Raw genomic sequence first — 20,232 nt, forward strand, 5'->3', positions numbered from 1 at the left:
GTCACCTGCCTGGCCTTGGGAACGGTGGTCGCGGCGATGGCCTCGCTGAATGTAGCGCTGCCCGATATCGCCCGGCAGACCCATGCCGACCAGACCCAGCAGGCTTGGATTGTGGACGCCTACAGCCTGGTGTTCGCATCCCTGCTGCTGCCCGCCGGCGCGGTGGGGGACCGCTACGGCAGACGGTTGGCGCTGCTGGTCGGCCTGGTTGTGTTCGGCGCCGGATCCGGGGTGGCCACCCTGACCACCGACCCCACCGCGCTGGCCGGGCTGCGTGCCTTGCTGGGAGTCGGCGCCGCGCTGATCATGCCCGCCACGCTGTCGACCATCACCAGCAGCTTTCCGGCGCAGCGGCGCGCCGCTGCGGTCAGCATCTGGACAGCCGTCGCCGGTGCCAGCGGGGTGGTGGGCTTGCTCGCCTCGGATCTGTTGTTGCAGTGGTGGTCCTGGCAGTCGATTTTTTGGCTGAACGTGTTGCTGGCCGCGGTGGCGCTGACCGGCACGCTGCTCTTTGTACCGGAGTCGGCCGAGCGCGATCCGGCGCCGCTTGACGTGGTTGGCGCGGTGCTGGCGGCCGCGGGCATCGCGGTGCTGGTTTACGCGGTGATCGAGGCTCCGGCGTACGGCTGGACCGATCAGGTCACGGTCGGCGGTATCGCGCTGGGCCTGCTCATCCTGGCCGGTTTCGTCGTCATCGAGATGGGGCGCCGCTACCCGTTGCTCGACCCGCGGCTGTTCACCAACAGACGCTTTGCGGCCGGCTCGCTCTCGATCACCCTGCAGTTCTTCGCGCTGTTCGGCTTTCTGTTCGTGATCATGCAGTACCTGCAATCGGTTCGTCACTACAGCGCGCTGACCGCCGCGCTGGGCCTGTTGGCCATGCCGATCGGGATGATTCCCAGTTCCCGGCTCAGCCTCTACCTGACGGAAAGATTCGGCATCCGCCTTCCCTGGGTCGCCGGCCTGCTCATCGTGGCGGACGGGCTGATGGTGCTGGCGCACCTCGACAGCGCCGACCCCTACTGGCACATCGCCAGCGGATTGATCCCGCTGGGGGCCGGGCTGGGGCTGGCGATGCCTCCGGCCACGACCGCGATCACCGGCGCGCTGCCCTCGCGTCTGCAAAACGTCGGCTCGGCCGTCAACGACTTGGCTCGTGAGCTCGGCGGCGCGCTGGGTATTGCCGTGCTGGGCAGCCTGCTGACCGCGACGTATCGCAATCATCTCCCCACCGCCGGGGCCGTCTCGGCGTTCTGCACCGGCCTGCACGTCTCCCTGACCGGCGCCGCCCTGACCATCGTTGCCACCGCGATCGCGGTGGCCGCGCTGCTGCGCCGGCCCCACCGGCCCGGCCGCCACCGGCGGTCCCGCTCAGCCTGGCGTGGTCAGCAACGTGCGCGTGCCGGCTTCACCGCGGCGAGTGATCCCAAGCGCGTCGAGCTGTTCCAGCAACGGCACCGCGACCCGGCGGGTGGTTCCCAGGACCCGGCGCGCCTGGCTCACCGTGAACCGCTGGGGCAGTGTCGCGAGGATCTCGGCCGCCCGCTCGAACGCGTCCGGACCGAGCACGATCGCGTCGGCGACCCGGGTCAGCCGGCCGGCGCGTACCGCCGCGGCCAGCTCACGCGCTCCGAGCCTCAGCTCACCCAATTCGTCGGCTTCCGGGGCGCGAAACTGTTCGGCGGCCAGCCGTCCTTCGAGGGTGCGCACCGCCGCGTCGACCCGCGCTGGCAGGCCCGCGCCGGGCGGTCGCACCAGCCCGTCGGCCACGTCCAGCCCGGTTCCCACCAACAGCGGGGGAACCAGCTCGGCGGCGGGTAGCCCCACTTGCTGGCGCAGCCTTTCCAATGGCATCCCCGCCGCGACATCGTGGTCGGCGGCCCAGTGGGTGACCGTTGCCGCGGCGTGTTCGCGTCTGGCGGCCCACCACTGCGGATCGACCAGCCAATCGCCCACCCGCAATCCGGCGAGCGGCAGCCGCATCGCGCGCAGCACCGCGGCCCGCGCACACTGTGGCGGCCGGATCCGCCCGCCCGCCAGTTCCCGGGCCCGCTCGCGCGCCGCACCGCGCCGGCGCAGGCTGGGCGGGGCGACGTCGAGGACCTCGATTCCGGCCGCGATCCGATGTTGCCCGGGGTCGCGCAGCAGTCCGATGTCGCCGACCCGCAACGGCAGCGGCCGGCTTAGCCGCAACCGTGCCGCTTTGGCTCCCAGCGCACGCACGTACACCGGCACCGCCGCCGAGCCGAGGTGCGCCACCAGCTCACGGTGCAGCTTGACCGCGCACCGCAGGGACACGTCGATCTCGGTGGTGTCCAGCCAGGCCCCCGGAGTGCGCACGGTATCGCCGCGAGCGATGTGCCGGCGATCGACGCCTCGCAGGTTCAGCGCGACCCGGGCCACCGCCGCGACCTCGGTGTGATCGCGGCCCAGCGATTGCAGGCCGCGGACGGTGACGCGCTGTCCGGCGTGTTCGAGTTCGTCGCCCACCCGGATGGTGCCGGCGCTCAGCGTCCCGGTGACCACCGTGCCCGCACCGCGGACAGTGAAGGCGCGATCGACCCACAGCCGCACATCGGCGTCTCGGTCGGGTTCGGGGAGCCGATCGTTGAGCGCGAGCAGTTTGGTGCGCACCTGGTCCAGCTCGGTGCCCAGCGCGACAAATGGGTCAGCCATCGATGTGGTGGCGAACCGTTCGGATGCCGCTCGGATGGCCGGACCGGGGTCGGCCAGATCGGCCTTGCTGATGACCAGCAGCGCGTGCCGAACCCGCAGCGCATCGAGGGCGGCCAGATGCTCCTCGGACTGCGGCATCCAGCCCTCGGTGGCGGCCACCACGAACAAGACCGGGCTATCCGGCGGCATCGCCCCCGAGCCGGCGAGCATGTTGGTGACGAATCGTTCATGGCCCGGTACGTCGACGAAGGCCAGCTGGCGCCCATCCAGCTCGGTCCAGGCAAAGCCCAGATCGATGGTCAGCCGACGGCGCTGTTCCTCGGCCAGCCGGTCCGGCCACATGCCGGTGAGCCGGTGCACCAACGTCGACTTACCGTGGTCGACGTGCCCGGCGGTGGCTATGACAAACACGCCCGCACCGCTGTCAACAGCAGCTCGTCCTCCTCGGGAGCCACGGTACGCAGATCCAGCAGGCACCGGCCGGCCTCGAGGCGGCCGACGACCGGCGGGCTACCGGTGCGCAATGTCGCCGCATAGGACTCGGGCAGGCTCAGCCCGGCGCTGGGCAACTCGACACCGGGGGCCCCACCTCCGCCGACGGCCGCGATGCAGTCCACCGCCGTCGCCCCCACGCTCTGGGGCAGCTGCGCGGTGATCCGCTGGGCCCGCGCGCGCAGCTCTGTCAGGTCGGCGCCCAGCGCTTGGGCGACCGGCGTCGGCGGGCCCACCACGGTGGCTTCCAGGGCCGCGAGCGTGAGTTTGTCCACTCGCAGGGCCCGCGCCGCCGGATGACGGCGTAGCCGTTCGATCAGGTCGGCATCGCCGAACAGCAGGCCGGCCTGTGGGCCGCCGAGCAATTTGTCACCGCTGGCGGTGACCAGGTTGGCGCCGTCGCGCAGCATTGTTGTCGCGTCCGGCTCGTCGGGCAGCAGTGGATGTGGCGCCAACAGCCCTGACCCGATGTCGGCCACCAGCGGGGCGTCCAGCTGCGCGAGTTCGCCGACGCCGACCGCCGAGGTGAACCCGGTGACGTGGAAGTTGGACGGATGAACCTTGAGCACAAACCCGGTGTCCGGGCCGATCGCCTCGGCATAGTCGCGCAGGCTGGTGCGGTTGGTGGTGCCGACCTCACGCAGCCGCGAACCCGTGGACGCCAGCAGTTCCGGGATGCGGAAGCCGTCACCGATTTCGACCAGCTCGCCGCGGCTGAGCACGATCTCCTTGCCCGGGGCCGCCAGGGTTAGGGCGGTCAGCAGCAGGGCGGCGGCGTTGTTGTTCACCACGTGCACGCCCGCCGCGCTGGGCACCGCGCGGGCCAAAGCGGCCAGCGCGCTGCGGCCGCGGCGGGCACGCCGGCCGGTGGCCAGATCGAACTCGACGTCGGTGGCCCGGCCGGCGGTCACCACCGCGTCCAGTGCGGTCCGCGATAGCGGCGCTCGCCCGAGGTTCGTGTGGACCACGACGCCGGTGGCGTTGATGACCGGCCGCAAGCTCGATGCCGTGCCGGGAAGCGCGTCGATCGCGTGCTCGGCGACTTGGTCCGGCTCGATCTCGCCCGCGCGGGCGCGCTGCTGGGCCTGTGCAATCACCGACTTCACCAGGGTGCGCCCGAGCGTGCGCTGGGCCTCGGCCAGCTTGGGATGGGCGAGCAGCACGTCGGTGCGCGGCACCGCGCGGCGCCGGTCGCTGCCGTCACCCATGGCGATCGGCGCGGTGGCGGAGGCGGACGGGAATCGAACCCGCCAACGGCAGCAGCTGTCGCTCGACGGTTTTGAAGACCGCGCCGGTCACCAGACCGGAGACGCCTCCCTGGGCCATAGCGACAATTATGGGCGACGATTATGGGAATGGTGACTGACCAAGGGACTTACCGACTGACTCAGTACGCCCATGGCGGCGGGTGCGCCTGCAAGATTCCGCCCGGCGAGTTGGAGGAGGTGGTTCGGGGCCTGGGTGCCGCCGCGCCACGTGATCCGGTCGGCCAGCTATTGGTCGGGCTGGAAAGTGGTGACGACGCGGCCGCGGTGCTGATTGCCGAGGGAACCGCGCTGATCGCCACCACCGACTTCTTCACCCCGGTCGTCGACGATCCCTACGATTGGGGCCGAATCGCTGCCACCAAAGCGCTTTCGGACGTGTACGCGATGGGCGGACGGCCGGTGGTAGCGCTGAACCTGTTGGGATGGCCGCGCGATGTGCTGCCCTTCGAGTTGGCGACCGACACACTGCGCGGTGGGCGCGACGTCTGCGCCAGCGCGGGTTGCCATCTTGCCGGTGGGCACAGTGTCGATGACCCGGAACCCAAGTACGGGCTTGCCGTGACCGGGATTGCAGACCCGAATCGTCTGTTGCGCAACGACTTCGGTAGGCCAGGCACTCCGCTTTCGCTGACCAAGCCACTCGGAATCGGGGTGCTGAACAGTCGGCACAAGGCCACCGGGGAGCGCTTTGCGCAAGCCATCGACGCAATGACCACCCTCAACGCCGACGACACCGCCGCCGCGGTGGCCGCCGGTGTCGAATGTGCAACTGACATTACGGGTTTCGGGTTGCTCGGGCATCTGCACAAGCTGGCGCGGGCGAGCGGGGTCACCGCAGTGATCGACTCGACCGCGGTGCCCTACCTGGACGGGGCGCGCCAGGCGCTGGCCGCCGGATACGTCAGCGGCGGCACGCGCCGCAACCTCGAGTGGGTGGGCCCACACGTTGACCTGTCCGCGGTCGATGAGTCCGAGGCGTTGCTGCTCGCCGACGCGCAGACCTCCGGTGGGCTCCTGATCGCGGGGGAAATCCCCGGTGCACCCGTCATCGGGGAGCTGGTCGCCCGCCGTGCCGGCCACACCATCGTGGTGCTCTGAGTTTGCGCGTCTGACGCTAGTTTGCCCGGTGCCGACCTGGGTAACCCGATATGTGGTTTCGGCCGAAACAGTGCGGTCTTGACGTCTTGGTCTGCAGCGGCCACTTCTCGCCAACCGTTGCTGCACGCATTACGGGCGGCCTCGGGCTGACAACCAGGGCAAGGCCATGACCTATGAAGGAGTATTCACATATGTCCGACGAATTGAACGGCAAGAGTATTGCCATGCTGGCCGCCGACGGAGTCGAGAAAGTCGAACTCGAGCAACCGCGCGCCGCCCTGCTGCAAGAAGGCGCGCGGGTCGAGGTGCTGTCGCTGCAAGAAGGTGACATCCAGGCCCGTGACCACGATCTCGAACCGGCCGGCAGATTCGCGGTTGACCGTCCGGTGCAGGCCGCGTCGGTCGTCGAATTCGACGGTTTGGTGCTACCGGGCGGAGCGGTGAACCCGGACAAGCTTCGGATGGACAAAGCTGCGGTCGATTCCGTCCGCGCCTTTGTGGAGTCCGGAAAGCCTGTTGCGGCAATCTGTCACGGTCCCGTGATGCTGGTGGAGGCCGGTGTGGTCGGAGGGCGAACGATCACCTCATATCCGAGTATTCACACCGACCTGCGCAATGCGGGTTCCAACGTGGTCGACGAAGAGGTCGTGGTCGACGGCAATCTGATGACCAGCCGCTCACCGGCGGATCTACCGGTGTTCTGCGCGGCGATCGTCAAGCAATTCGCAGCCGGGGCATGCCGCTGAATTGGGTGTGCGAGTGTCAGAGCCTCCAGCTAATATCGAATGTATGTTCGAATCGATGGGGGCGGCCACGGGCGTTGACCACCCCTGCGATGCGCTCGCCGAGCGGCGCCAGTTGCGCACCCCGACGGCGGAGTCGGCGGGTTGGGTGCAGCGGATCGGTGCGGCCGCGCGGGCCGAGAACCGCGCCGCGGCCGCGCAGCTGATCGAGATCGGGCAATTGTTCGCCTACCGGCTGTCGCGGTGTTCGGAGACCGAGGACTGGGCGGTCGACACCATGGAGGCCGTGGCGGCGGAGGTGGCCGCGGGGCTGCGGATCAGTCAGGGCTTGGCGGCCAGCCGGCTGCGCTATGCCCGGGCCCTGCGTGAGCGGCTGCCCAAGACCGGCGCGGTATTCGCGGCGGGTCAGATCGACCTGCGGGCGTTTCAGACCATCGTGTTCCGCACCGATCTGATCGTTGACCCGCAGGTGATGGCCGCCGTGGATGAGCTGGTGGCCCTCAACGTGGGGCGGTGGCCATCGATGACGAATGCCCGTCTGTCCGAACAGGTCGACGCCATCGTGGCCCGCGCCGATGCCGATGCGGTGCGCCGCCGTAAGGAACGCCACGCCGACCGGGAGATCTGGATAGGGCAGGACGCGGATGGAATCTCCCGCATCGACGGCAGCATGTTCACCATCGACGCGCACGCCTTGGACCGGCGGCTGTCGGCGCTGGCGGCCACGGTGTGCGCGCAGGATCCCCGCAGCCGGGAACAGCGGCGCGCGGATGCGCTCGGGGTGCTGGCCGCCGGTGGAGACCGGTTGGGGTGTCGCTGCGGGCTCCCGGACTGTGCGGCCGGTGCCCGGCCCGCTGCCCAGTCGGTGGTGATCCATGTGATCGCCGAACTGGCCACGCTCGACTGCGACGGCGGGGCTCCGGCCTGGGAGGTGGGGGCTGACGGACTTGTCACTCCGGAATTGGTTGCCGAGCTGGCGAAGTCGGCCAAGCTGGTGCCGCTGCGTCACCCCGGCGATGTCCCGCCGGAACCGGGATATGTGCCCTCGAAGGCGTTGGCGGACTTCGTGCGGTGCCGGGATCTGACCTGCCGTTGGCCCGGCTGCGACCAGCCCGCGCTGAACTGCGATCTGGACCACACGATCCCGTACGCGCAGGGCGGGCCCACTCACGCCTCGAACCTGAAGTGCTACTGCCGCACCCACCATCTGGTCAAGACCTTTTGGGGCTGGCATGACCAGCAACTGCCCGACGGAACCCTGATCCTCACCTCGCCGGCCGGACACACCTACGTCACCACCCCGGGTAGCGCCCTGCTATTCCCCAGCCTGTGCCGTTCCACCGGCGGACTGCCGGCAGCGGAGGCCGACCCACCATCGGACTACTGCGACCAGCGCAGTGCGATGATGCCTCGACGTCAGCGCACCCGGGCACAAGACCGCGCCCGCCGCGTCGCCACCGAACGTCGTCAGAACCACCACGGCCGCAGCACCCAGCCGGGCGGGCAAGCCAAATCCGCCGCGCCGCCGACGCCGCCGCAGCCCGAGCCCCAGTCCCATCCACCGCCATTCTGAGACCCCCGGCTGCGGTGCGTCAGTCCTCCGCGGGCAACCGAAATGTCATGTCGATGGCGGTGCCGCCCGGACTGTTGTCGATTTCCACTTCATCGCTGATGGCCCTGATCAGCGTCATGCCTCGACCGCCGTTGCCCGGGTCGGCCGCGGGCTTCTTCCAGGAACCGGAGTCGACGACCCGGGCGTGAATTGCCCCGTCGGCGGCTTCAACGTCGAGCAGCATCGTCCCCACGCTCTGCCCGCGATAGGCGTGCTCGATGCAGTTGGTGCACGCCTCGCTGACCACCAGCACAATGTCACCCGCCTGCTCGTCGGGAACTTCGGCGGCCTGCAGCCACGACAGCAACTGGCGCCGAACAATGACCAATTGGTCTGGGGTAGCACTGGTTTCAATCCGCAGCGGCCCGTGCTGGTACCGATAGGCCACCATCGCGACATCGTCGTCATAGCCCCCGGTGGGGGCCAGTTGACTCAGCACCGCGTCGGCGACGGCATCGATCGGCAGCATCACGGAGTCGGCCACCACATCGGCCACCCGGCCCAGCCCCTCGTCAATCGACTCGTACCTGCGCTCGACCAAGCCGTCGGTAAACAGCAGCAGCGTCGACCCTGGCGGCAACACCTGAGTCGCTTCGGGTCTGGGCTCCACTCGACGGACCGCCAGCGGCACTGACCGGGCATCGGTCAGCAGGACGGGCCCAGACTTCGGCTCGGCGAGCACCGCGGGCATATGGCCGGCATTGCTGTATTCGAGGATGCCCGATTCGGTGTCCAGGATGGCCAGGAACACCGTCGTGCAATAGGCATCGGGAATCAGCGATGCCGCCGCATCGAGTTGTTCGAGCAATAGCGCCGGTTGTGCACCGGTGAGCAAGAGTGCGCGCGCCGAACTGCGCAGCTGGCCCATGATCGCGGCGGCCGGCAAACCGCGCCCCACGCAGTCGCCAACGACAATTCCGATGCGGTGCTCACCGATCGGCAATACGTCATACCAGTCACCGCCGATCTCGAGCGGCGGGACCGCGGGCTCATAGCGCACCGCAAAGCCGGGCGGCGGTTTCACCGGCGGCAGCATGGCCCGCTACAATGTCAACGATGTTTCCCGGGCACTCTCGAACTGCCGGACGTGCCCGATGGCCAGGCTGAGGTGACCCACCAGGACCGTGACCAGCAGCCGATCCTCGGCGGTCACCCAGCGCGGTGCCCCAAGTTCCAGCCATAAGGCGACGTCCGCGGTGCCGGAGAGCACCGCGACCAGCCCCTGTGCCCTGCCCGGGGAGTCTGGCCACTCGATCGGTCTGGCGGTCAGCGGCAGTTGGGCACGGGCGCCCAGGAACGTCTCGCGCAGCTGCGGATCCAGGGCACGCCAGGACGATTCCGCCGGCTCCCCGGCGACCTGCACGGTAGGTTCGCCGTCACTTGGTGGCCACATCACCGCGACCACACGTTGCACATCGACCGCGGTACGGCACTCTTCGAGAGTGATCGAGAGCACCTCGGAAACGCTCTTGGCCACGCTCACCGAGGTAGCCAATCGCAGCACCGCGCTTTCCCAGGCGGCGAAGGCGCGTTCAGCGGTGATATCGCGAACGGTGCCGACGTAGACGTCTCGGTCTGAGCCCGATCCGCGAACCGCGTTGATACTCACCGCAACCCAGGACAGATGGCCATCCTGATGGCGAACCGGCGTCTCGTAGTCGGCGCTGCCCTCATGCCGAACTCGCTCTTGCTGTTGTGCCGCGGATTTGCGGTCCACCAGCCACGGGTGTGGCCACCGGTAGGGCAAACCCTCGGGGGGATAGCCCAGGATCTCGGCAAAGGCGCTGTTCATGTCGATCACGGCACCCTCGTCATCGGCGACGAAGAACCCTTCCTGCAACGAGTTCACCAGGGCGCTGCGGAACTTGTCGCGGTGCGCGAGATCCTCGGCGCGGGCCCGCTGCTCCTCGTAGCGTTTGGTGCCGTCTAGAAATCCGCGCGTCGCAACGTCCAGCGCGGCCAATGTCTGCAGCAAGAACTCCAGCGCGACCGACCGGTCGGACCCAGGGTTCGGCGAGATTTCGTCGAGCAGCCGGAAGTGGTTCTCGATGATGTCGAGAATGCTGATCTGTTCCTGCAGTGCCCGGCGGCCGAACTCATGCCCGACGGCCAGACTGTTCTCGTCGCGGGTATCCAGATACGCGCGCAGCGCGTCGGCGTACTGGGTCTGGAACGCATCGACGGCGCCGAAGTCTCCGGTCTCGGTCATGTCGATACGCCCCGGTGGCGTGCGGCGAGGACAAGGGCGTCGTCGTTCTCTTTGGCGTGCTTGACCAGAATCTGTTCGGCGATCACCGGGGCGGACGCCGCAAAATCGATGTGATCCAGGTAGTCCTCGGCGACGCCGTCGCTGGCTATGACCAGTAGATCGCCCGCGCGCATGGGAACCATTTTTGCTGGGGTGATCTCCGGGATCCGGTAGCCGACAATGCCGGGGGTCAGTCGCACGCTGGATCGGACCTGCACGCCGCTTACCGCCTTGGCTACCAGGTTGGCGCTGACATTTCCCACCCCCGTCCACACCAGTTTGCCGGTGGGCAGATCAATCCTGGCCAGGGTCATCGCGACCCCCCTGCTGCCGGTCAGGACCCGATGACAGAGCTGGATCAACACCTCGAGACGTTCGCCGCGCGCATTCTTGACCACCTCGACGGCCCGCAACGCGGCGCTTTCGGCGGCCGGGCCGTGCCCCAGCCCGTCCATCACCCCGAAGAGTGCGGAGTCGTCCTCGGTCTCGACGGCGATCGGCTGGTCGCCGAGAGCGTGCTCACCGGGCCGCGGGCGACCGGCCGTCGCCCACTCGATTGGCCCGAATCGGCCACTATCACGCACGAGGCGGAACCCATTTCCACATCTCGACGATCGTTCCGCGGCCTACCACAGACTCCACGACCAACCGGTCCATCAGGCGCCGCGCTCCCGGCAAGCCCATGCCCAGCCCGCGCCCGGTCGAGTAGCCGTCCTCCATCGCGCGCTCGATGTCAGCGATGCCGGGACCGTCGTCTTCGGCGCGCACCACCAGGGCCTTGCGGCCCTCCCGGTCCTGCACGGCCACCCGAACCGCGCCGCGACCGGCATAGCTGGTGATATTGCGCGCGATTTCGGAGATCGCGGTGGCGATCATGGTGACGTCGGTCAGCGAGAATCCGAGCTCGAGGGCGAGTTGATGACCGGCTTTTCGGGCGGTGACGATGTCGTCGGGATGGTTGATCCCGACCACGATCTCATCCGCCACCGTCGGGCCCGATCGTCGACTTCCGTAGTCCCAGTTGCTTGTTCAGCAGCGCCACACCCTCTTCGAGGTCCAGGGCGGTTTTCATGTCGTCGAAGGTCAGGCCCAATTGGACCATTGAAAATGCGACTTCTGGCTGCAGGCCCACGATCACGGTGGTAGCACCACGCAATCGGGTCATGTGGGCGATGGTCTGCAACGAACGCGCCGCGAACGAATCCATCACGTCGATGGCGGTCACGTCGACCACAATGCCCTGGGCGCGAAAGCGGCTGACCCGCTCCATGAGGTCATGCCGGAGGCGTTCGGTGTCGCTGTCGGTCAGTGCGGACTGAACCGTCGCGATCAGAATCGGACCCTGTTTCAAGATCGGTACTGGCATGACAAACCCTCGATGGCTCGACCTGTGCGGACTAGGGCGTGTCTGCTTAATGTGAATGGTGTTTTGGCTGATGCTGTTTGGGTGATGCGGACGCATGCGATTTCTGATGATTTGTGGTCGCTGATCGTGGCGGTGTTGCCTGCGGGGCGGCGGCGTGGCCGGCCGTGGAACGATCATCGACGTACTCTGGAGGGCATTATCTGGCGTTACCGTACGGGATCTCCGTGGTGTGACCTGCCCGAGCACTTCGGTCCCTGGCAATCGGTGGCCGAGAGGCATCTACGCTGGTCGGTCGATGGCATCTACGCGCGGATCTTCGCGGCGATCGCCTCTGACCTCGACGCCGAGGACGCCGACCTGGGCGCACTGTTGTCGGTCGATTCGACCAGTGTGCGCGCCCACCGACACGCAGCCGGAGCGCGCTCCGGGCGCCGCACAGGGGGATCTGTCGAATTACAAGAAATATCTCGATGAGCCCGATGACCACGCTATTGGGCGTTCCCGCGGCGGGCTGACTACCAAGATCCACGCCTTGACCGACCAGCTGTGCAGTCCGGTCACCCTGGCACTGTCGGCCGGTCAAGCCGGTGATAATCCGATGCTTTGGCCATTGCTGGCCGCCCGGTGCAGCAACTCATACGCCCCGTTTCGCCTGCTGGCGGACAAGGCGTACTCCCATGATTCGACGCGGGCACAGCTGCGCCGGCTCAAGATCGCCCATACCATCCCCGAGCGCAGCGACCAGATCACCCGCCGCAAAGCCAAAGGCCGCAACAGAGGACGGCCTCCGGGGTTCTCAGGCCGAATCTACAAGCACCGCAACACCGTCGAGCGAAGCTTCAACCGGCTCAAACACTGGCGCGCGGTCGCCACCTGCTACGACAAATACGCCCTGACCTACCTCGGCGGTGTCACCCTGGCCGCCATCATCACCTACCACCGCGTCCGCAATTAGCAGACAGGACCTAGTCGCCGGTGCGAGTGACTGCGTAGCCCAGCAGCCGCTCGGCTTCCTCTATACCCCCTTGTAAATCGCCCACGGCATTCATCTTCGAAAGGTCGAGCCCGATTGTCACCAGCGTCAGTGCGATCTCGGAGGACAAGCCGGTGATGATCACGTTCGCGCCCATCAATCCGGATGCGTCGACGGTTTGGACCAGGTGGTTGGCCACCGTCGAGTCGATGGCGGGCACCCCGGTCACGTCGATGACCACGACCTTGGCGCGGTTGGCCCGGATGGCCCGCAGCAGTTGCTCGGTGACCTGTCGGGCGCGCTGACTGTCCAGCACTCCGATGATCGGCAGAATCAGCAGTTGCTCGCGCACCTGCAGCACGGCCGTGGACAGCTCCCGGATCGCCTCCTGCTGCTGCCGGATGATGCGCTCACGCTCCTGCACGAAGCTCACCGCGACGGTGTTGGCGATGCGGTTGGCCGCCGGTTCGTAAGCGTCCAGAACTCGGCTGAGCATCTCGAAGTCCGTCTGATACTTCTCGAACAGGGAGCGGGCCAGCACGTCGCGCAGCAACAGGACGATGCCGACGACCTCATCGGTTTCCACGCCCCTGGGAATGATGCGTTCGGAGAGATCACGTGCGTAGGCCTGCAACGCCTCGACGCTTCCGGTCTCGAGCACCTCGACGTAGTTGTCGTACACCGCGGTCGCTTCGGAAAAGATCTCGTCCGGCGTCATCGCCGTGAGCAGCCGCGCCTCGGTGATGCTGCGGGCCCACTTCTCGCGCAACGCGGTTCGATTTTGCCGCAGATGCTCGACCAGCTGCGGCAGCAAACCTTCGCTAGACACGCCGATCGGCCCAGAGCTGGTACTGATGCTGCTGCTGAAGACGGACGGCGAATCTGACATTTGGCCTCCCAAGTGCCGCGCCGCGCTCCGCAGGGCGCTGGTCATATGGCGAGACTAGCCTGGAGGCCGCTGTGGAACGCGTTGAGGTCTTCTTCTTCTCGCAGTTTGTGAGGCAGGTTAGGCTTGCAGCACACCGAAGGCTCGGACAAAGGACCGCCATTGTCAGCTCCCGATTCGATCACCGCCGTGGTCACCGATCACGATGGAGTCACCGTGCTCAGTATCGGCGGCGAAATTGATTTGGTTACTGCTCCGGCCCTCGAAGAAGCCATCGGCGCTGTCGTTGCCGACAGCCCGACTGCGCTGGTCATCGACCTTTCCGGGGTGGAGTTCCTCGGCTCGGTGGGGCTGAAGATCCTGGCCGCGACCTACGAGAAGCTCGGCACTGCGGCCGAGTTCGGCGTAGTCGCACAGGGGCCCGCGACCAGGCGGCCGATTCACCTGACCGGTCTGGACAAGACTTTCCCGCTCTACCCCGCCCTCGATGACGCATTGACCGGCGTGCGGGACGGCAAGCTCAACCGCTAGCGCCTGCTTTTCGCTTCGGCTACTTGCGTTTTCGGGCACCGAGGGTTCCCTCAGGTGCGATGATCACGAACATGGATGTCGATCATCCGGAACGAGATCAACGCTGGGATTACCGTCGGCGGCGGGAAACCGAACTGGAACGGCTCGACCGCAACTGGACCAGCCTGCTGCAGGAGCTGCGGGTGGTGCAGACCGGGGTTCAGCTGCTGACCGGGTTCCTGCTGATGCTGCCGTTCCAGCAGCGCTTCGAGGTTCTGGGGCTACACACGGTGTATTTGGCGACGGTGGCGTTCTCGGTGGGCGCGACGATCTTGTTGGTCGCCCCGGTAGGCGTGCACCGGTTACTGTTCCGGCGACACCGTCTTGTGGTGCTGGTTTCGGCGGCACATCGCTGCGCCTACGCCGGGTTGGTCCTGCTGGGGCTGGCTTTGACCGGGGTTACCGCCCTCATCTTCGGTGCGGTGTCCGGACGTACCGCGGCCATCATCGCCGGGTCGTGCGCACTGGTACTTTTTGCGCTCTTCTGGGTGCTGGTCCCGCTGCTGCTGCGCACCCGTGACGTGCAGCTTCCCGACTACTGATCGTTTCGTTGCGTGTGAGTTGTCGTCTTGGTGGGTAATTTCCGGTAGAGCTACCGGTCTCAGGGGGAATAGAAGAAGCAAGGGCAAGATCCGGGGAACGGCCAGTTTGGGGATTGGCTGGCCGAATGGAGAAGGGGGAGCGACCATCTGGGGCGCAGACGCCGGCGGGGCCGGAATGAAAAGTGCGGAGGGCGCAGCAGTCCAGCGATGTGGGCCGCTGATGGCGTGCTCCGGAATGGATTGAGCCTGTTCGCGCGGGTACGTCGTTACGGTGGAATCGCTGGTCAAGGGTGGGGCGCTTCCGCTACATCGCTCGTGATGATCGCTGGGAATGGTCAGATGAGCTGGCTCGGATGCACGGCTATGAGCCGGGTCGGGTCAGGCCGACCGCCGATCTACTGGTTGCGCACAAACATCCCGATGACAAAGCGGTCGTCGCTGAACTGGTAGACCAGGTGTGCCGTTATGGAAAGCCATGCAGCAATCGGTTTCGCATTATCGATACGGGTGGCGTCGTACACATCGTCGTGGCGCTGGCGAATCCGCTCTATGACGGTCACGGGTCGCTGGCCGGCACTGCCGGGTTCTATGTCGACATCACCGAACAATATGAGGTCGACATGCAAAAGCGGTTGACCCAAGCGGTCACCGCGGTCAACGCCCGAAGGGCGGTCATCAATCAGGCCATCGGGATGCTGATGCATGAGTACCGGCTGGATGCCGAGTCCGCTTTCCAGGTGCTGGCCAAGTGGTCTCAGAAATCCAACACCAAGCTGCGGCTGTTGGCCGAGCGTGTCGTCGGCGACCCCGACGGGCGAAACGCGCTGCTCAACGAGGCCGCGGACACGGTCGGGGAACTGTTGTGCGCCGCCCGCAACGGGCATGGTTAACCTGTTGCAGTTCAGCGACATCACAGCCGGCGTATAGACCAGTCTCAGATTGGACTATGTGGCAATAGTGTCCATAGGATATATAAGCTGCCCGTCGATGTGCGCTGCCCATGGTCCGCGTTTGATCGTCCGTGCTGGGAGTGAGCATGATTTGCACCGGGAATAGCGTCGTGCGGGTTGATGACCGGCTGGAGCCGGCCCCCGGCGAGACCGGCACGAGCGTGTCGGGCTTGATTGCGGCAGGTGTTTGGGTGATCGGTCTGGTGATCGGCCTGATCGCGTTGGGAATCGGGCAAGTGGGGATCGCGTCCACAACGCTCGGCGTTGCGATTGTGGCCCCCTGGCTCGGGCTGGCTGCGGCGTCGCGCAGCCGCCGCATTCCGGCGCGCGTACGCGCCTAGGTGTGGCCCGCGGCTGATCGGGGTACTGCATGTGCCACGGGTAATCACATCCGGTGTGTAGCCCGGTCACTCTGCAGGAAGGACCGCCGATGCCGACCGCCAGCGATTACGATGCCCGCCGCATACCTGATCCCGACGCCGCCGATCCGTCCGGCCTGCGCGAGCTGGCACCCGCTCTGCCGAGGTCGTCGACCGCGACCATCGATGCCGTCGACGACGACCCCAATGCGGCGCCCGTCTTCCAACCCCCGGGTGCGGATCTGTCCGGCGAGGAACTGTCGGTCGCGGTGATTCCGCAACGCAGCGACGAGTTCATCTGCTCGTGCTGCTATTTGGTGCAGCATCGCAGCCGGTTGCGCAGTTCGATCGGTCAGCTCCCGATCTGTGCCGACTGTGTGTGATTCTTGACCCCGCGTTAGGCGCCGTGTTGGGTCGTTAGGGTGCCTGCATCCGCTCCCTCGGCGCGCACACCGCCGGCTCTGCGCCGACCGCCCGGCCTACCTGCCCCGCACCGCTTGCGTACGGTGTTCGCGGCCGCCTACGCGGTCGCATACCTGGTTGGTCGCGAGCGGCGAATGCTGCGATTGATCCGGCGCTACGGGCCGATCATGACGATGCCCATCCTCAGCCTGGGAGACGTGGCGATCGTCTCGGACCCGGCGCTGGTCAAAGAAGTCTTCACCGCGCCGCCCGACGTGCTCCTGGGCGGCGAGGGAGTGGGACCCGCGGCGGCGATCTACGGGGCGGGTTCGATGTTCGTCCAGGAAGAGCCCGAACACCTGCGGCGGCGCAAGCTCCTGACGCCGCCACTGCACGGCACGGCGCTGGGCCGTTACGTGCCGATCATCGAGGAGTCCACCCGCGCGGCGATGCGCGATTGGCCCGTCGATCGTCCCTTTGAGCTGCTTGGGGCGGCCCGGGCGCTGATGTTGGATGTGATCGTCAAGGTCATCTTTGGTGTCGACGATCCCGACGAGGTGCGGCGGCTGGGCCGGCCTTTCGAACGCCTCCTGGACCTTGGGGTTTCCGAGCAACTGACCGTCCGCTATGCGCTGCGCCGAGCGGGAGCGTTGCGGGTATGGCCACAGCGGGCGCGCGCCTACCGGGAGATCGAGAACGTCGTCATGCCGCTGATCGCGCAGCGGCGCAATGGCCTTGGCCGCACCGAACAGCGCGACATCCTGGGGCTGCTGATCAGCGCCCGGGGCGATGACGGTGAACAGCTGTCTGACCAAGAGATTCGTGACGACCTCATCACGTTGATGCTGGCGGGCCACGAAACCACCGCGACGACGCTGGCATGGGTTTTCGACCTGCTGCTACACTATCCCGATGCGCTGCGGCGCGTCCAGGAGGAGGCCGAGGGCGGCACGGAAACCTTCACCACCGCGGTGATCAACGAGACGCTGCGGGTCCGGCCGCCAGCCCCTTTCACGGCCCGCGTTGCCGCGCGCCCGTTCCGGCTCGGGGGCTACCTCATCGACCCCGGCACCCGAATCGTCGTCCACATGATCGCAATCAACCGCAACCCCGACGTGTATGAGCAGCCGAACCGGTTTCGTCCCGAGCGGTTCCTGGGCACGCGGCCGCAAACCTATGCCTGGGTTCCGTTCGGCGGGGGCGCCAAACGCTGTCTGGGCGCCGCTTTTTCCATGCGGGAGTTGGTGACCGTGCTGCACGTGTTGTTGCGGGAGGGGCAGTTCACGGCCGTCGACGAGGCGCCCGAGCGCATCGTGCGGCGCTCCATCATGCTGGCTCCCCGCCACGGCACCCGAGTGCGCTTCCGGCCCCGGCTCCAAGAATCCGTTTAGAACCCTCCAAGCGCGGGCCCCGAGTCTGGTGACAGCAACGGAACTGTCCGCCATGAAGGGAACAGCAGCTATGACCACCATCGACGTGCAGCCCGCATCCGCTTCGTCGGGGGCGCCGGTCCGCGAGACGAACGTCTATGCTTCGGCCGCGCTGGCTTTCGGCATGGTCGGTGCGGTCGTTTTGAGCGTCATCTGCGCGATCGCCGCGCTGGCAGACAGCAAGAACTCGGATCAGGGCCGAGGCGAGGCTATCGCCGGCCTGGTCATGTCGGCAGGCTGGGTCGCGGTGCTATTCGCACTGGCCCACTGGCATGTCGTCTAGCGGCTAAGAGCCGAGACAGACCTGCGATGACCTGAGTCGGGGTGGCGGGATTCGAACCCACGGCCTCTTCGTCCCGAACGAAGCGCGCTACCAAGCTGCGCCACACCCCGCTTGAAGCCACGACAGCCTATCGCACCGGCCCACCAACTCACTAAACAGCTGGCCAGAGGCTAGTTCCAGGCGCACGAGCGCTCGAACTCGACCAAGGCCTGGGCCGGATCGGTCGGATCCAGCCCCTGAGCGCTGACCCATTCGTCGTTGAAATAGGTCTCGGCGTAGCGATCGCCACTGTCGGCGAGCAAGGTGACCACCGAGCCGCTGCGGCCGTCGGCGACCATCTCGGCCAGCAGGCCGAACGCGCCCCACAGATTGGTGCCCGTGGACGGACCCACCCGACGGCCCAGAACGGCGCTCACGTGGCGTGCTGCCGCGATTGAGGCGGCATCGGGCACAGAGACCATGCAATCGACCACACCGGGCAGAAACGACGGCTCAACCCGCGGGCGGCCGATGCCCTCGATCCGAGAAGACTTGGGCATCACGATGTCGTAGCGGTCCTCGGCGTAGGCGGGGAAGAACGCGGAGTTCTCCGGGTCCACCACGCACAGTCGGGTCGTGTGCCGGCGATAGCGGATGTAGCGGCCGATCGTCGCGCTGGTGCCGCCGGTGCCCGCCCCCACCACGATCCATTCCGGAATGGGGTGCTGTTCCTCGCCCATTTGCGCGAAGATCGACTCGGCGATGTTGTTGTTGCCGCGCCAGTCGGTGGCACGCTCGGCGTTGGTGAACTGGTCCAGGTAGTGGCCGCCGGTTTCCTTGGCGACCCGCTCGGCCTCGGCGTAGACCTGGCTGGAGTTCTCCACGAAATGGCATCGGCCGCCTTGCGCCTCGATCAGCGCAATCTTGGAGGCGCTGGTCGCGGCCGGCATCACGGCAACGAACGGCAGACCCAGCAGTGCCGCGAAATACGCCTCGGAGACGGCCGTGGAACCCGAGGACGCCTCGACGACCGTGGTGCCTTCGCCGATCCAGCCGTTGCACAACGCGTACAGGAACAGCGACCGAGCCAGCCGGTGTTTGAGGCTGCCGGTGATGTGAGTCGTCTCGTCCTTGAGATACAACTCGACGTTCGCGTCGTTGCTCCACGCCGAGGGCAGCGGGTAGCGCAGCAGGTGTGTGTCGGCGCTGCGGCGGGCGTCTGCCTCGATCAGCCGGACAGCATTGTCCGTCCAATCCCGGGCCAGACTGCGGACCGCAACGCGAGCCTGCCCACTCAACGGATCGACATGGTTGGTTGGGAGCGGTCCAGGTTGCTGCTGGAATCTCGGCCGCCCATCGGGGCGGCGATCAGCGTCAGCAGGGTCGCCTCGGGCCGGCAGCAGAAGCGAAGCGGGGCAAACGGGGACGTGCCGATCCCTGCCGAGACGTGTAGGCGCATGTTCGCGCCCCACTGGGATGCGCCCTTGGCCCGGGTGCGATCCAGCCCGCAGTTGGTTACCAGGGCCCCGTAGAACGGCAGGCACAGCTGCCCGCCGTGGGTGTGGCCGGCCATCACCAGCTGGTAGCCATCGGCCGCGAAGCGGTCCAGCACCCGGGGCTCCGGCGAATGCGTGAGCCCCAGCCGCAGGTTGGCGGCCGGGCTCGCCGGGCCAGCGATCGCGTCGTAGCGGTCCCGATTGATGTGCGGGTCATCCACCCCCGCCGCCGCGATGTGCAGGCCGGCCACCTCGAACTCGCGCCGGGTGTGGGTGAGGTCGAGCCAGCCGCGCTCGGTGAACGCCGCGCGCAGATCCTGCCAGGGCAGGGGTTCGCCGCGAACCCGGTGGCCGGGGTTGATCAAGTAGTTCGCCGGGTTCTTCAGGCGCGGCCCGAAGTAGTCGTTGCTGCCGAAAACGAACACCCCCGGCCTGGCCAGCAGGTCGCCCAGGGTTTGCACGACCGCCGGCACCGCCTTGGGGTGGGCCAGGTTGTCTCCGGTGTTGACCAGCAGATCGGGCTCCCAGCTGGCCAGCTCGCGCAACCAGGCTTGTTTGCGTCGCTGGTTGGGCAGCATATGAAGGTCACTGAGGTGCAGCACGCGCAGCGGCGTGGAGCCCGGGCTTAAGACCGGCATCGTGACCTCACGCAGGACGAACGCATTGCGTTCGATGAGTGAGGCATAGCCGACCCCGGCGACCGTCGAGCCGAGCGCGAGGGCACCGCCGCGCAGAGGAACGGACGCGGCCCGGTGCCGGCCGCTAAGCGGCCCAGGGAGCAGCTTGGTGATCGGAGGTTGGGCATAAGCCATGCAGGCAGGATACTGCGGCTCGCCGCCTACTCGCTCGTGGCGTGTCG

The 20,232-nt window shown here is 67.2% G+C and carries 18 protein-coding genes, 2 tRNA genes and 3 pseudogenes; 12 read left to right on the top strand and 11 right to left on the bottom strand.

The features are described from left to right. Positions 1–36 precede the first annotated feature (36 nt). Positions 37–1,119 (top strand): annotated as a pseudogene (locus G6N41_RS04760) (MFS transporter); the annotation flags it as partial. Between the two features lie 252 nt (positions 1,120–1,371). On the opposite strand, the gene G6N41_RS04765 reads toward G6N41_RS04760, so the two are convergent. From G6N41_RS04765 to G6N41_RS04775, 3 genes are all read right to left on the bottom strand, one after another. After that, positions 1,372–3,087, bottom strand: a complete 1,716-nt coding sequence (locus G6N41_RS04765) for a selenocysteine-specific translation elongation factor (RefSeq protein ID WP_198966747.1) — start codon at positions 3,085–3,087, stop codon at positions 1,372–1,374. After that, positions 3,075–4,376 carry an L-seryl-tRNA(Sec) selenium transferase gene (selA, locus tag G6N41_RS04770; protein ID WP_198966748.1) on the bottom strand — a complete coding sequence of 434 codons (1,302 nt, stop codon included), beginning with the start codon at positions 4,374–4,376 and terminating at the stop codon, positions 3,075–3,077. The genes G6N41_RS04765 and selA overlap by 13 nt, the downstream gene beginning before the upstream one ends. A 14-nt stretch (positions 4,377–4,390) precedes the next feature. Then, a tRNA-Sec gene (locus tag G6N41_RS04775) sits at positions 4,391–4,485 on the bottom strand. Positions 4,486–4,517: 32 nt separating this feature from the next. Here G6N41_RS04775 and selD point away from each other — a divergent pair. From selD to G6N41_RS04790, 3 genes are all read left to right on the top strand, one after another. Continuing rightward, positions 4,518–5,534, top strand: a complete 1,017-nt coding sequence (selD, locus tag G6N41_RS04780) for a selenide, water dikinase SelD (RefSeq protein ID WP_198966749.1) — start codon at positions 4,518–4,520, stop codon at positions 5,532–5,534. A 191-nt stretch (positions 5,535–5,725) separates the two neighbouring features. Continuing rightward, positions 5,726–6,280, top strand: coding sequence for a type 1 glutamine amidotransferase domain-containing protein (locus G6N41_RS04785; protein WP_198966750.1), 555 nt, complete (start codon positions 5,726–5,728; stop codon positions 6,278–6,280). 43 nt (positions 6,281–6,323) lie between these two features. Further along, a complete protein-coding gene (locus G6N41_RS04790; protein WP_198966751.1) occupies positions 6,324–7,850 on the top strand; it encodes an HNH endonuclease signature motif containing protein in 1,527 nt (508 codons plus the stop codon). 19 nt (positions 7,851–7,869) lie between these two features. Here G6N41_RS04790 and G6N41_RS04795 read toward each other — a convergent pair. The 4 genes and pseudogenes from G6N41_RS04795 to G6N41_RS04810 all read right to left on the bottom strand — a co-directional run bounded on the left by G6N41_RS04795 (position 7,870) and on the right by G6N41_RS04810 (position 11,503). Next, positions 7,870–10,098 (bottom strand): annotated as a pseudogene (locus tag G6N41_RS04795) (SpoIIE family protein phosphatase). Further along, complete coding sequence (locus G6N41_RS04800) at positions 10,095–10,721, bottom strand: SpoIIE family protein phosphatase (RefSeq protein ID WP_012396699.1); 627 nt, start codon at positions 10,719–10,721, stop codon at positions 10,095–10,097. Before G6N41_RS04800 ends, G6N41_RS04795 begins: the two are co-directional and overlap by 4 nt. Next, entirely contained in the window at positions 10,714–11,124 is a 411-nt protein-coding gene (locus G6N41_RS04805) for an anti-sigma regulatory factor (RefSeq protein ID WP_198966752.1), read from the bottom strand. Before G6N41_RS04805 ends, G6N41_RS04800 begins: the two co-directional genes overlap by 8 nt. After that, positions 11,114–11,503, bottom strand: a complete 390-nt coding sequence (locus G6N41_RS04810) for an STAS domain-containing protein (RefSeq protein WP_012396697.1) — start codon at positions 11,501–11,503, stop codon at positions 11,114–11,116. Before G6N41_RS04810 ends, G6N41_RS04805 begins: the two co-directional genes overlap by 11 nt. Positions 11,504–11,584: 81 nt before the next feature. Here G6N41_RS04810 and G6N41_RS04815 point away from each other — a divergent pair. After that, positions 11,585–12,458, top strand: a pseudogene (locus G6N41_RS04815) (IS5 family transposase). Between the two features lie 10 nt (positions 12,459–12,468). On the opposite strand, the gene G6N41_RS04820 reads toward G6N41_RS04815, so the two are convergent. Next, positions 12,469–13,365: an STAS domain-containing protein gene (locus G6N41_RS04820; protein WP_198967721.1), complete on the bottom strand. Its 897-nt coding sequence runs from the start codon at positions 13,363–13,365 to the stop codon at positions 12,469–12,471. Positions 13,366–13,524: 159 nt separating this feature from the next. Between G6N41_RS04820 and G6N41_RS04825 the strand changes: the two genes are divergently transcribed. The 7 genes from G6N41_RS04825 (at position 13,525) to G6N41_RS04855 (ending at position 17,898) form a co-directional block, all read left to right on the top strand. Further along, positions 13,525–13,893: an STAS domain-containing protein gene (locus G6N41_RS04825; protein ID WP_012396695.1), complete on the top strand. Its 369-nt coding sequence runs from the start codon at positions 13,525–13,527 to the stop codon at positions 13,891–13,893. Between the two features lie 71 nt (positions 13,894–13,964). After that, entirely contained in the window at positions 13,965–14,474 is a 510-nt protein-coding gene (locus G6N41_RS04830; protein ID WP_198967722.1) for a DUF6328 family protein, read from the top strand. Between the two features lie 290 nt (positions 14,475–14,764). Next, complete coding sequence (locus tag G6N41_RS04835) at positions 14,765–15,364, top strand: PAS and ANTAR domain-containing protein (protein WP_198966753.1); 600 nt, start codon at positions 14,765–14,767, stop codon at positions 15,362–15,364. Positions 15,365–15,510: 146 nt separating this feature from the next. Beyond that, positions 15,511–15,765 (top strand): hypothetical protein, encoded by a 255-nt coding sequence (locus G6N41_RS04840; RefSeq protein ID WP_231608825.1) that lies wholly within the window; start codon positions 15,511–15,513, stop codon positions 15,763–15,765. Between the two features lie 89 nt (positions 15,766–15,854). Beyond that, a complete protein-coding gene (locus G6N41_RS04845) occupies positions 15,855–16,166 on the top strand; it encodes a DUF4193 domain-containing protein (RefSeq protein ID WP_198966754.1) in 312 nt (103 codons plus the stop codon). A 39-nt stretch (positions 16,167–16,205) separates the two neighbouring features. Next, complete coding sequence (locus tag G6N41_RS04850) at positions 16,206–17,576, top strand: cytochrome P450 (RefSeq protein ID WP_198966755.1); 1,371 nt, start codon at positions 16,206–16,208, stop codon at positions 17,574–17,576. 70 nt (positions 17,577–17,646) lie between these two features. Further along, a complete protein-coding gene (locus G6N41_RS04855) occupies positions 17,647–17,898 on the top strand; it encodes a hypothetical protein (protein WP_020730910.1) in 252 nt (83 codons plus the stop codon). 36 nt (positions 17,899–17,934) lie between these two features. Here G6N41_RS04855 and G6N41_RS04860 read toward each other — a convergent pair. The 3 genes from G6N41_RS04860 to G6N41_RS04870 form a co-directional block, all read right to left on the bottom strand. Continuing rightward, positions 17,935–18,008 (bottom strand) — tRNA-Pro (locus G6N41_RS04860). A gap of 60 nt (positions 18,009–18,068) precedes the next feature. Next, the gene (gene cds1, locus G6N41_RS04865; RefSeq protein ID WP_012396688.1) at positions 18,069–19,175 is read right to left on the bottom strand and encodes an L-cysteine desulfhydrase Cds1; all 1,107 of its coding nucleotides are present in this window, start codon (positions 19,173–19,175) and stop codon (positions 18,069–18,071) included. Next, positions 19,172–20,185 carry a metallophosphoesterase gene (locus tag G6N41_RS04870; protein ID WP_231608826.1) on the bottom strand — a complete coding sequence of 338 codons (1,014 nt, stop codon included), beginning with the start codon at positions 20,183–20,185 and terminating at the stop codon, positions 19,172–19,174. The genes cds1 and G6N41_RS04870 overlap by 4 nt, the downstream gene beginning before the upstream one ends. Between the last annotated feature and the right edge of the window lie 47 nt (positions 20,186–20,232).

It is taken from the genome of Mycobacterium shottsii (assembly GCF_010728525.1).
Lineage (GTDB): Bacteria > Actinomycetota > Actinomycetes > Mycobacteriales > Mycobacteriaceae > Mycobacterium > Mycobacterium marinum.